General features: G+C 62.2%; 6 protein-coding genes. All 6 read left to right on the forward strand.

Translation table 11 applies throughout. From position 1 onward, the window contains the following. Nucleotides 1-105: 105 nt before the first annotated feature. The 6 genes from rpoB to AC1C2N_RS13210 all read left to right on the forward strand — a co-directional run bounded on the left by rpoB (nucleotide 106) and on the right by AC1C2N_RS13210 (nucleotide 13,141). A complete protein-coding gene (gene rpoB / locus AC1C2N_RS13185) occupies nucleotides 106-3,597 on the forward strand; it encodes a DNA-directed RNA polymerase subunit beta (protein WP_483404928.1) in 3,492 nt (1,163 codons plus the stop codon). Between the two features lie 45 nt (nucleotides 3,598-3,642). After that, nucleotides 3,643-7,524 (forward strand): DNA-directed RNA polymerase subunit beta', encoded by a 3,882-nt coding sequence (locus AC1C2N_RS13190; RefSeq protein ID WP_108391817.1) that lies wholly within the window; start codon nucleotides 3,643-3,645, stop codon nucleotides 7,522-7,524. 206 nt (nucleotides 7,525-7,730) lie between these two features. Next, on the forward strand, nucleotides 7,731-8,456 hold the full coding sequence (locus tag AC1C2N_RS13195) for a hypothetical protein (protein WP_495434244.1): 726 nt from the start codon (nucleotides 7,731-7,733) through the stop codon (nucleotides 8,454-8,456). 154 nt (nucleotides 8,457-8,610) lie between these two features. Then, entirely contained in the window at nucleotides 8,611-10,281 is a 1,671-nt protein-coding gene (locus AC1C2N_RS13200) for a GspE/PulE family protein (RefSeq protein ID WP_495434245.1), read from the forward strand. 76 nt (nucleotides 10,282-10,357) lie between these two features. Then, nucleotides 10,358-11,911: a type IV pilus twitching motility protein PilT gene (locus AC1C2N_RS13205; protein WP_495434246.1), complete on the forward strand. Its 1,554-nt coding sequence runs from the start codon at nucleotides 10,358-10,360 to the stop codon at nucleotides 11,909-11,911. Then, entirely contained in the window at nucleotides 11,912-13,141 is a 1,230-nt protein-coding gene (locus AC1C2N_RS13210) for a type II secretion system F family protein (RefSeq protein ID WP_495434247.1), read from the forward strand. It abuts the gene before it with no gap. Nucleotides 13,142-13,194 lie beyond the last annotated feature (53 nt).

Genomic DNA, 13,194 nt, shown 5'->3' on the forward strand with positions numbered 1-13,194 from the left:
GTGTTTCTTTCTCAAGAAAGACGCACCATTTTTGATGGCGTCTGACGAGTTCTCCATTACTACCAGTAACTAGAGCCTGTACGAGGGCCCACGGAGGTTATTTCCTTGGCTGTTGCGCGCAACGCATCCACCAACTCACCCAAGAACGGCCGCGACGCATCGCGTCTGTCGTTCGCGAAGATCACCGACACCCTGACGGTTCCGGATCTGCTTGCTTTGCAGACCGAGAGCTTCGACTGGCTCGTGGGCAACGACGTGTGGAAAGCACGCGTCGATGAAGCCACCAAGGCCGGCCGTCAGGATCTGCCGACTCACTCCGGCCTCGACGAGATCTTCGAGGAGATCTCACCGATCGAGGACCTCGGCGAGACGATGCAGCTGAGCTTCACCAGCCCCTTCCTGGAGCCGGAGAAGTACTCGATCGATGAGTGCAAGGAGCGTGGCAAGACCTACGCTGCTCCGCTCTACGTCGAGGCCGAGTTCATGAACCACCTCACCGGTGAGATCAAGACTCAGACCGTGTTCATGGGCGACTTCCCGCTCATGACCGAAAAGGGCACGTTCATCATCAACGGCACCGAGCGTGTCGTTGTGTCGCAGCTCGTCCGCAGCCCGGGTGTGTACTTCGACCGCAACCAGGAAAAGACATCCGACAAGGACATCTTCTCCGCTCGCATCATCCCGAGCCGCGGTGCATGGCTCGAGTTCGAGATCGACAAGCGCGACCAGGTCGGCGTTCGCATCGACCGCAAGCGCAAGCAGTCGGTCACCGTGTTCCTCAAGGCCCTCGGCCTGACCAGCGAAGACATCCTCGAGCAGTTCAAGGGCTTCGAGTCGATCGAGCTGACCCTCGAGAAGGACACCATCCTCACGAAGGAAGATGCGCTCCGCGACATCTACCGGAAGCTCCGTCCGGGAGAGCAGGTCGCCGCTGAGGCTGCCCGCGCCCTCCTCGACAACTTCTACTTCAACTCCAAGCGTTACGACCTCGCCAAGGTCGGTCGTTACAAGATCAACAAGAAGCTCGGTCTTGAAGCACCGCTCAGCGACAGCGTCCTGACCGTCGACGACATCGTCGAGACGATCAAGTACCTCGTTCGCCTGCACTCGGGTGAGACCACCTTCACCGGTCTCCGCGATGGCAAGAAGGCGGAGATCCGCCTGGACATCGACGACATCGACAACTTCGGTAACCGTCGTATCCGCGCCGTCGGCGAGCTCATCCAGAACCAGGTCCGCACCGGTCTGTCCCGCATGGAGCGCGTCGTTCGCGAGCGCATGACCACGCAGGACATCGAAGCGATCACCCCGCAGACCCTGATCAACGTGCGCCCCGTCGTCGCCGCGATCAAGGAGTTCTTCGGTACATCGCAGCTCTCGCAGTTCATGGACCAGAACAACCCGCTCGCTGGCCTCACCCACAAGCGTCGCCTTTCGGCGCTTGGCCCCGGTGGTCTGTCGCGTGAGCGTGCAGGTGTCGAGGTTCGAGACGTTCACCCGTCCCACTACGGCCGTATGTGCCCGATTGAGACGCCTGAAGGCCCGAACATCGGTCTGATCGGCTCGCTCGCATCGTTCGCACGCATCAACGCGTTCGGTTTCATCGAGACCCCGTACCGTCGCGTCGTCGACGGACTCGTCACGAAGGACATCGACTACCTCACGGCGATGGAAGAGGACGACTACATCGTCGCCCAGGCCAACGCACCGTTGAACGACGATGGCCGCTTCACCGAGGACCGCGTCCTCGCCCGCCGCAAGGGCGGAGAGGTTGACCTCTTCCCCGCGTCGGAAATCGGCTACATGGATGTTTCGCCTCGCCAGATGGTTTCCGTCGCGACGAGCCTCATCCCTTTCCTCGAGCACGACGATGCAAACCGCGCACTCATGGGTGCCAACATGCAGCGCCAGGCAGTTCCGCTGCTTCGCTCGGAGTCGCCGATCGTCGGAACCGGTATGGAGGGCTACGCAGCCATCGACGCCGGTGACGTGATCACCGCCGAGAAGTCGGGTGTTGTCGCCGAGGTTTCCGCCGAGGTCGTCACCATCCAGCTCGACGAGGGTGGAACCCAGGAGTACTACCTCCGCAAGTTCGACCGCTCCAACCAGGGCACCAGCTTCAACAACCGCGTCATCGTCTCAGCGGGCGACCGCATCGAGGCCGGCGAGGTCATCGCTGATGGTCCCGCAACGGAGAACGGCGAGCTCGCACTCGGAAAGAACCTCCTCGTGGCATTCATGTCATGGGAGGGTCACAACTTCGAGGACGCGATCATCCTGAGCCAGAACCTGGTGAAGGACGACACCCTCTCCTCGATTCACATCGAGGAGTACGAGGTCGACTCTCGCGACACCAAGCTGGGTAAGGAAGAGATCACCCGTGACCTTCCGAACGTCAGCCCGGAGCTGCTGAAGGACCTCGACGAGCGCGGCATCATCCGCATCGGCGCCGAAGTTCGCCCCGGCGACATCCTCGTCGGAAAGGTCACGCCGAAGGGCGAGACCGAGCTTTCCGCCGAAGAGCGTCTGCTCCGTGCGATCTTCAACGAGAAGAGCCGCGAAGTTCGCGACACCTCGCTCAAGGTTCCCCACGGTGAGCGCGGCACGATCATCGCCGTCAAGGAGTTCAACTCCGAAGATGGCGACGACGAGCTCGGCTCGGGTGTCAACCGCCGCGTGGTCGTCTACATCGCCCAGAAGCGCAAGATCACCGAGGGTGACAAGCTCTCCGGTCGTCACGGCAACAAGGGTGTCATCTCGAAGATTCTGCCTGTCGAAGACATGCCGTTCCTCGAAGACGGAACCCCCGTCGACATCATCCTCAACCCGCTCGGTATCCCGGGTCGAATGAACTTCGGCCAGGTCCTCGAGCTTCACCTCGGCTGGATCGCTCAGCAGGGCTGGAAGGTTGAAGGCAAGCCGACGTGGGCGAAGAACCTGCCGGCAGAGGCACACAGTGCTCCCGCCGGAACCAAGGTTGCGACCCCCGTGTTCGACGGTGCTTCCGAGGAAGAGATCGCAGGTCTCCTCGACTCGACGACGGTCACCCGCGATGGCGACCGCCTCATCGGATCAAGCGGTAAGGCCCGCCTGTTCGATGGTCGCTCCGGTGAGCCGTTCCCGATGCCGATCTCGGTTGGCTACATGTACATCCTCAAGCTGCACCACCTCGTCGACGACAAGATCCACGCTCGTTCGACCGGACCGTACTCGATGATCACCCAGCAGCCGCTCGGTGGTAAGGCACAGTTCGGTGGACAGCGCTTCGGTGAGATGGAAGTGTGGGCGCTCGAAGCTTATGGAGCCGCTTACGCGCTCCAGGAGCTGCTGACGATCAAGTCCGATGACATCCTTGGCCGCGTCAAGGTGTACGAGGCCATCGTCAAGGGTGAGAACATCCAGGAGCCCGGCATCCCCGAGTCCTTCAAGGTTCTGATCAAGGAAATGCAGTCTCTCTGCCTGAACGTTGAGGTCCTGTCAGCTGACGGAACTGTCGTCAGCCTTAAAGACACCGACGACGACGCCTTCCGCGCTGCGGAAGAACTCGGCATCAACATTTCCTCCAGGTTCGAGTCCTCGTCAATCGACGAGATCTAAGCCTGGCCAACTGAAGACCTCAGAGAACTTTCTTTAGGAGAGAAATTGCTCGACGTAACAACTTTTGATGCGCTTCGCATTGGCCTGGCTACAGCCGACGACATTCGTCGTTGGTCGTACGGCGAGGTCAAGAAGCCTGAAACAATCAACTACCGCACCCTGAAGCCCGAGAAGGATGGTCTGTTCGGTGAACAGATCTTCGGCCCGAGCCGTGACTGGGAATGCTCCTGTGGCAAGTACAAGCGTGTCCGCTTCAAGGGCATCGTTTGTGAGCGCTGTGGAGTGGAAGTCACCAAGTCGTCCGTGCGCCGTGAGCGCATGGGTCACATTGAGCTGGCTGCCCCCGTCACCCACATCTGGTACTTCAAGGGCGTTCCGTCGCGCTTGGGTTACCTGCTCGACATGGCACCGAAGGACCTCGAAAAGGTCATCTACTTCGCGGCATACATGGTCATCTCCGTTGACGAGGAAGCTCGCCACGAAGACATGCCAGGCCTTGAGAACGAGATCCGTCTCGAGATCAAGACCCTCGGCGACCAGCGCGACACCCGCATTGCTGACCGTCTGAAGAAGCTCGAAGACGACCTCGCTGCCCTCGAGGCAGAAGGCGCCAAGGCTGACCAGAAGCGTCGCACCAAGGACGCCGCTGAGAAGGAGATGAGCCAGGCCCGCAAGTCGTACGACGAGCAGATCGCTCACCTCGAGCGTGTCTGGGACGACTTCCGCAGCCTGAAGGTCGGAGACCTGAAGCCTGAGGATGCCGTCTTCCACGAACTGCAGGACCGTTTCGGCCTGTACTTCGAGGCGTTCATGGGCGCAGAAGCGATCCAGAAGCGACTGCTGAGCTTCGACCTCGCGGCTGAGTCCGAGCTGCTGCACACGCAGATCGCCGAAGGCAAGGGTCAGAAGAAGATCCGCGCCATCAAGCGCCTCCGTGTTGTCAACTCGTTCCTCTCGACCGGCAACTCGCCGGCCGCGATGGTGCTCGAGGTTGTCCCGGTCATCCCGCCGGAACTGCGCCCGATGGTGCAGCTCGACGGTGGCCGCTTCGCGACATCCGACCTCAACGACCTCTACCGTCGTGTGATCAACCGCAACAACCGTCTGCGTCGACTGCTTGACCTCGGTGCCCCCGAGATCATCGTCAACAACGAGAAGCGCATGCTTCAGGAGGCTGTTGACGCTCTGTTCGACAACGGTCGCCGTGGTCGTCCGGTTACAGGAACGGGAAACCGTGCCCTCAAGTCCCTGAGCGACATGCTCAAGGGTAAGCAGGGTCGTTTCCGTCAGAACCTGCTCGGAAAGCGCGTTGACTACTCGGGTCGTTCGGTCATCATCGTTGGACCGCAGCTCAAGCTGCACCAGTGTGGTCTGCCGAAGCAGATGGCTCTCGAGCTGTTCAAGCCGTTCGTGATCAAGCGCCTGATCGACCTGAGCCACGCTCAGAACATCAAGGCAGCAAAGCGCATGGTCGAGCGCAGCCGTCCCGAGGTCTGGGACGTTCTCGAAGAGATCATCCGCGAGCGTCCGGTCATGCTGAACCGTGCACCTACGCTCCACCGCCTCGGAATCCAGGCGTTCGAACCTCAGCTCGTTGAGGGTAAGGCCATCCAGCTTCACCCCCTCGTCTGTGCTGCATTCAACGCTGACTTCGACGGTGACCAGATGGCTGTTCACCTGCCGCTCTCGGTTGAGGCGCAGGCTGAAGCTCGCATCCTGATGCTCGCATCGAACAACATCCTCAAGCCGTCTGACGGACGCCCGGTCACCCTGCCTACGCAGGACATGATCATCGGCCTGCACCACCTGACCACCCTCAAGGAGGGTGTCGCCGGTGAAGGTCGCGCGTTCTCGTCGATCGCGGAAGCAATTCTCGCGTTCGACCAGAAGTCACTCGACCTCAACGCCAAGGTGCGCATTCGTCTTCACGACATCACCTTTGCCAAGGGCGAGGGCCCAGAGGGCTACGAAGGTTCCGGAGTTGTACTCGTCGAGACCACACTCGGTCGCGCGCTGTTCAACGAAGCCCTTCCCGACGACTACCCGTACGTCGAAGCAGTTGCCGACAAGGGCCAGCTCTCCGCGATCGTCAATGACCTCGCAGAGCGTTACCCGAAGACAGTTGTGGCCGCGACCCTTGACAACATCAAGGACGCCGGTTTCCACTGGGCAACCCGCTCGGGCGTCACCGTTGCGCTCAGCGACGTTCTCACCCCGCCGAACAAGCGCGAGATCGTCATGGGCTACGAGAAGCTCGCCGCCAAGGTGCAGGGCCAGTTCGACAAGGGTCTGACCACCGACGCCGAGCGTCGTCAGGAGCTCATCAAGATCTGGACCGAGGCGACCGAAAAGGTTGCTGAGGCGATGCGCGCCAACTTCCCCGAGGACAACACGATCAACCGCATGGTGTCGTCTGGTGCTCGTGGTAACTGGCTGCAGATCCGCAACATTGCGGGTATGCGAGGCCTGGTGAACAACCCGAAGGGTGAGATCATCCCTCGCCCGATCATCTCGTCCTACCGCGAGGGACTGTCGGTTGCCGAGTACTTCATCGCAACCCACGGTGCTCGTAAGGGACTTGCTGACACGGCGCTTCGTACGGCCGACTCGGGTTACCTCACGCGTCGACTCGTCGACGTGTCGCAGGATGTCATCATCCGTGAAGAAGACTGTGGAACGACCAAGGGCCTCGAGCTCGCGATCGCCGCTGTTGACTCCACCGGAACCCTCGTCCGTGACGCCAACGTTGAGAACTCCGTGTTCGCTCGTTCGCTCGCTGCAGACGCCATCGACCCGAAGGGCACCGTTGTTGCGGAGGCCGGTTCGGACGTCGGAGACGTTCTCATCGACAAGCTCGTCGAGGCAGGTGTCGAGAGCATCAAGGTGCGCTCGGTCCTGACTTGTGAGTCCGCTGTCGGTGTTTGTGCAGCCTGCTACGGCCGTTCGCTCGCAACCGGAAAGCTCGTCGACATCGGAGAGGCCGTCGGCATCATCGCGGCACAGTCGATCGGTGAGCCCGGTACCCAGCTGACGATGCGTACGTTCCACACCGGTGGTTCGGCATCAGCAGACGACATCACGCAGGGTCTTCCCCGCGTCCAGGAGCTCTTCGAGGCCCGTACCCCCAAGGGTGCGACGCCGATCGCTGAAGCTGCAGGTCGCGTCAACATCGAAGACACTGACCGTAGCCGCAAGATCATCCTCACGCCGGACAACGGCGACGAGCCAGTGATCTACCCGGTTCTCAAGCGCGCGACCCTCCTCATTGAAGATGGTCAGCACGTTGAGCTCGGTCAGCCTCTGCACCTCGGTGCCGTCGACCCGAAGGAAGTTCTCCGGGTTCTCGGTGTTCGCGAAGTTCAGAAGCACCTCGTTGGTGGCGTCCAGGGCGTTTACCGCTCGCAGGGTGTACCCATCCACGACAAGCACATCGAAGTCATCGTCCGCCAGATGCTCCGCAAGGTGACAGTGGTTGACCACGGTGACACAGGCCTCCTGCCTGGTGAGCTCGTCGACCGGATGAAGTACAACGAGCTGAACCGTGCTGCGCTGACCGAAGGCAAGAAGACGGCATCCGCTCGTCAGGAAGTCATGGGTATCACCAAGGCTTCTCTCGCGACCGAGTCGTGGCTCTCTGCCGCATCGTTCCAGGAGACGACCCGCGTTCTCACGCAGGCCGCCATGGAGGGCAAGAGCGACCCGCTTCTTGGCCTCAAGGAGAACGTCATCATCGGTAAGCTCATCCCGGCCGGAACCGGACTCGGAAAGTACCGCAACGTCACCGTTGAGGCAACTGACGAGGCCAAGGCCGAGCGTTACCCGAACCGTATCTTCGCAACGGATGGTGCATTCGATGAGGCCGACCTCGGCTTCGTTGACTTCGACACCTTCTCGAGTGACGATTTCACCCCCGGTACCTACAACTAGGTAACAGGCACAGTCGCTTCGGCGGCTGACACGAAAGGCCCCGACTCTCGAGTCGGGGCCTTTCGTCGTTAACGGATGCCTGCGGCCGTGTTCGCGACGCGCTCGACAGCATCCGTTCGGAGACGTGTCTGAATCGTGACCGGATGTTGCGGGATGTGTGGTCGGCAGCGCGGTAGCTTGGGGGCCTGCCTCGCGAAAGGACAGCCATGTCGGACCAGTTCGGAATCCCCGGTGAAGAAACCCCCGTTCCGGCGGACGACGGTCAGCGACGTCGGCGCCTCATCCTGTGGATCTCGGTCGGGCTCGTGGTTGCCGTCGTGATTGCCCTGGTGGTGTTCTGGGCGGTCCGTGATGGTGCGGAGACCGGCGGCGAGCCGACGCCGACATCGACTGTGACGCCGACAGCCACGCCGAGCCCCAGCGTTACGCCAACGCCAACGCCAACGCCAACGCCGACACCGACACCGACACCCGCGGACCCCGCAGCGATCTCTCTGCCGTCGGAGTGCTCAGAGATCTACAGCGCGACCTACTTCGAGGGTCTCAGCAATTCCGGTTTGCCGCTCAACCACGAAACCGTCGCGGGTACTCCTCCGACCAACTCTGAGGGCGCGGAAGCGATCCGTGCAACGCTGCCGTCCATCGACTGCGACTGGGGAGTGGCGAGCGAGGTCGGGATCGGGACCGCGGTGAATATCGTCGATGAGGGACAGACGGCTGCAGCGATCGAAGCCCTCACCGCCGACGGTCACAGTTGTGTTGAGTGGATGAGCGGCACGCACTGCACAATCCTGTGGGAAGACGAGTCCGGTGAGTACGGGCCCGCCGGGGAGTCCCATTACTTCCGGAGCAACGGCTGGGTATCGACGCACTGGACCCAGGTGCCCTTCGCCGGGTACACGGAGGAAATCGTCGCAACGCTCTGGGGATAGCGTGCCGGGCGGATGCCGTCACGGAGCGGGGAGGCAACGACGCGTCACGTGAATGGGGGCGCCGAATCCCCAACGGGGGACTGTGGCCATCGGGCCCCTGGACTGTAGCGTGACAAGGCTGCCAAGCACTGACACGATCCGGGGGGTGATCTTCGTGCCATCCATTATGGAGACGCTGATCCTCCAGGGGATCCTCCCGTTCGACCAGCTCGAGCGGGTTAGCCGCAACCAGGCCGATGACGAGGTCGCACTCGGCGCGCTGCTCGAGCAGAAGATGGTCACCCCGGTCCAGCTCGCGCGAGCGCGGGCAACGCAGGCCAGGATCGGCTTCGTCGAGTTGCTCGAGTATCCGGTGGACCGCACGGCTGTCGCGCTCGTGCCCGCCACGCTCTGCCGGCGGCACTCGGTACTGCCGATCGGGCTCGTCGACGGCGTGCTTCAGCTCGCCATGGTCACCCCGGGTGATGTGTTCGCGATCGACGATGTGCGCGCGGCAACCCACCTGAGGGTTGAGAAGGTGCAGGCGGAGCAGGGCGACCTCCTCGCCGCCATCGATCGGTACCTGCGTGCCGATGACGAGCTCAACGACCTGACCAGCACGCTCGAAGAAGAGTCAGCTCCGCAGGATGCCGGACTCGGCATCGCGGACAACAGCGATGACGATGCGCCGATCGTGCGGTTCGTGAACCTGCTCGTGTCGCAGGCGATCCAGGACAGCGCATCCGACATCCATATCGAACCTGGCGAACACGAACTCCGGGTGCGATACCGCATTGACGGTGTGCTCCATGAGATGCAGAGCGCGCCCAAGAGCATCCAGAACGGTGTGATCTCGAGGCTCAAGATCATGAGCGATATCGACATCGCCGAGCGACGTAAGCCGCAGGACGGCCGGATGTCGGTGAGCCACGGCGGGCGCAAGATCGACCTGCGCGTGGCGACACTGCCGACCGTGTGGGGCGAGAAGGTCGTCATGCGAATTCTCGACAACTCGAACACGAGCCTCGACCTGCGCGACCTGCAGTTGCTCGATCGCAACTTTGAGGCGTACAAGAAGTCATATACGAAGCCGTACGGCATGATCCTCGTTACTGGCCCGACCGGTTCGGGCAAGTCGACCACCCTCTACACGACGCTCAACACCGTGGCGCGTCCCGAGATCAACGTCATCACGGTCGAAGATCCCGTCGAGTATCGGATGGCGGGCATCAACCAGGTGCAGGTCAATCCCAAAGCCGGGCTCACCTTTGCGAGTGCGCTGAGGTCGATCCTGCGGTCGGACCCCGACGTCGTTCTGCTCGGCGAGATCCGTGACCACGAGACCGCGCAGATCGCGATCGAAGCGTCGCTCACCGGCCACCTCGTGCTGTCGACCCTGCACACGAACGATGCGCCGAGCGCTGTGGTCCGGCTGACGGAGATGGACATCGAACCCTTCCTCGTCGGGTCGGCACTCGACTGCGTCGTCGCACAGCGTCTCGCGCGGCGCCTCTGTGACCGGTGCAAGGCGCCGGCCGAGCACACGGCCGATGACCTGCTCCGGATGAAGTTTCCGCAGGTCCCGGTTAGCCGCCGGATGCCCGGCATCTTCCGTCCGGTCGGCTGCAACCAGTGCTCGAACACCGGGTACCGCGGCCGGCTCGCGATTCACGAGGTCATGAGTATCTCTGAGGAGATCGAGCGGATGGCCGTTGCCCGCGCATCGAGTGCGGACATCGGGAGGGTGGCTCGTGAGCAGGGGATGCTCACGCTCCGCGAAGACGGGTATACCAAAGCAACCATGGGGCTCACGAGCCTCGAGGAGATTCTGCGGGTCGTCGTCTAACGGCGCTCGCGGCGGAGACGGCAGGTGCCGGACCCGGACATTCACACAGCAGAAAGCACATTTGAGGGAGTGACGCTTGAGCGATCCAATCTATGAGATTCCGATCCTGCCGCCCGGCGCGAACGTTGGCGGCTGGACGCCGGGAATCAAGCCGCGAACGGATGCCGGCCCCGGCGTTCCTGCGGCGGCTGCACCGGATCCTTTGGTCACCAGCGCGACCTCGGACTCTGAGTCAAGGGGCATCGATGTGTTCGACGAACTCGCGCCCCCGTTCGCGCCGCGTGCGGGGTTGCAGTTCAGCGATGCGTCCCCGTCGATGGCTGCGTCGCCGTCGGTGGCTGCGTCGCCGTCCCTGACGACGCCGGTTCCGCAGGCAGCCCCGCCGATGACCCGCAGCGAGGCCAACCGTATGGCCCAGGCCGCTGCTGCAGCACGCGCTGAGCGAAACGGGGGTGACCAAGTCGCGCCGCAGGCAGAAGCTGAGATCTCCCTCGCCGAGGCTCTCTCCGCTGTGGTCGCCCTCGGGGCATCCGACCTGCACGTCACGGCCGACGCTCCGCCGATGATCCGCGTCAATGGTGGACTGAAGCCGATCGACGGTGCAGCCCCCTGGAGCCGCGACAAGGTAACGGCGGAGCTCGCAGCCATCGTGACCGACAAGCAGCGCGAGATGTTCTATGACCATCTCGAGCTCGACTTCGCGCACACCCTCACCGCGGATAGCCGGTTCCGGGTGAACTACTACATGCAGCGCGGGGCGATCGGGGCGGCGTTCCGGTTGATCCCGACCGAGATCAAGCGGCTCAGCGACCTTGGAGTGCCCGACTCTGTGAGTCGATTTGCTGCCCTGCCACGCGGCCTGGTGCTCGTGACCGGTCCGACCGGTTCGGGAAAGTCGACCACGCTTGCTGGCCTCATCGACCTCGTGAACCGTACCCGCGCCGACCATATCGTGACTGTCGAAGACCCGATCGAGTTCATGCACAAGAACCAGAAGTCGATCGTCAACCAGCGTGAGGTCGGTGCAGACACGCACAGCTTCGCGAACGCACTCAAGCATGTACTGCGTCAGGACCCCGACGTCATCCTCATTGGTGAGCTCCGTGACCTTGAGACGATCTCGGTGGCGCTGACCGCAGCTGAAACCGGTCACCTCGTCTTCGCGACGCTGCACACGCAGGATGCTGCGCAGACGATCGACCGTGTGATCGACGTCTTCCCGTCGCATCAGCAGGATCAGGTGCGCACGCAGCTGTCCGGTGTGCTGCAGGGCGTCGTCTGCCAGACCCTTGTGCCGAAGGCCAGCGGGTCAGGGCGAGTGGTTGCCACCGAGGTGATGGTGATCACGCCGGCGCTGTCGAACCTGATCCGTGAGGGCAAGACATACCAGATCCTCTCGGCGATGCAGGCGGGTAGGGAACTCGGCATGCACACGATGGACCAGCACCTCGCTGAGCTCGTCAACGCGGGCAGGGTGACCCGCCAGGCCGCGGAGGCGAAAGCGCACGACCCAGAGGGCTTCTCGCGGATGCTGAGCGGTGTTCAGTCGCCGACCGAGGCTTCGACTCGTGCGATGCAGGCGTCGGGAATCGACTTCGGCGATTCGTTCTCGAACAGGCTGGAGCGGTAAGTGCCAACCACCCTCGCCTATGCCTACAAGGGACGAGACGCAGCGGGCAAGATCGTCAAGGGCAAAGTCGAGGCTTCGAGCGAGTCGGCCGTTGCTACCCGTCTCCGATCGATGGGGCTCTCACCGGTTTCGATAGAGGCGGCTCCAGATGGCACGGGGCTGAGTAAAGAGATCACGATCCCCGGGTTCTCGAAGGGCGTCGGGCTCAAAGACCTCGCGATCATGAGCCGGCAGATGTCGACGATGGCCAGTGCGGGTCTGTCGCTCATGAAGACCCTGACGATCCTGGCGGATCAGACCGAGTCCAAGCCTCTCGCGAAGATCCTCGGAACCGTACGTGACGACGTTGAGACTGGTTCGTCACTGTCGGATTCCATGCGGAAGCACCACAAGGACTTCCCCCCGATCATGATCAACATGGTCAAGGCGGGGGAGACCGGCGGGTTCCTCGACAAAGCGCTCGACACGGTCGCGACGAACTTCGAGAAGGAAGCGGCGCTCAAGAACAGCATCAAGAGCGCCATGACCTACCCCGTGGTCGTGGTCGGAATGGTAGTCCTTGCGGTCGCTGGAATGCTCATCTTCATCGTGCCGGTGTTCAAGGACATGTTCGAGGGCATGGGCGGCAGCCTGCCGCTGCCGACCCAGATCCTCGTCACGCTGTCGGAGCAGATGATCTGGCTTGGGCCGCTCATCCTGGTGCTCTCTATCGTCGGTGGCGTCTGGTGGAAGTCGCACAAGAATGACGAGAACGTACGCAAGTTCCTCGACCCGCTCAAGCTCAAGATGCCCGTGTTCGGCCTGCTTATGAAGAAGCTCGCTGTCGCGAGGTTTTCCCGCAACTTTGCGGACATGATCGGCGCCGGTGTGCCGATCCTGCAGGCGCTTCAGATCGTCGGGGAGACATCCGGCAACTACGTCATTCAAGAGGCGCTCAAGAAGGTCGCAGATTCGGTGCGTCAGGGGAAATCGATCGCCGGCCCTATGGCGGAGGAGGATGTCTTTCCGCCGATGGTTGTGCAGATGGTAGCTGTCGGCGAGGACTCTGGAGCGATGCAGCAGATGCTCGAGAAGATCGCCGAGTTCTACGACCAAGAGGTGCAGACCATGACTGATAGCCTCACGTCGCTGATCGAGCCGCTCCTCATCGCCTTCCTTGGCGTCGTCGTCGGCGGCATGATCGTTGCCCTATACCTGCCTGTCTTCAACATCGCCACATTGATGCAGTAACCGAGGTTTGCTCACCTTAATGCGTTACTGCCCCCGAGCTGGGGTGGCAATCT

This window comes from Mycetocola sp. Y791, assembly GCF_059445325.1.

Coding starts and splice junctions, on each gene's coding strand:
- AC1C2N_RS13195 (WP_495434244.1), top strand. CDS start 7,731: ATGTCGGACCAGTTCGGAATCCCCGGTGAAGAAACCCCCGTTCCGGCG.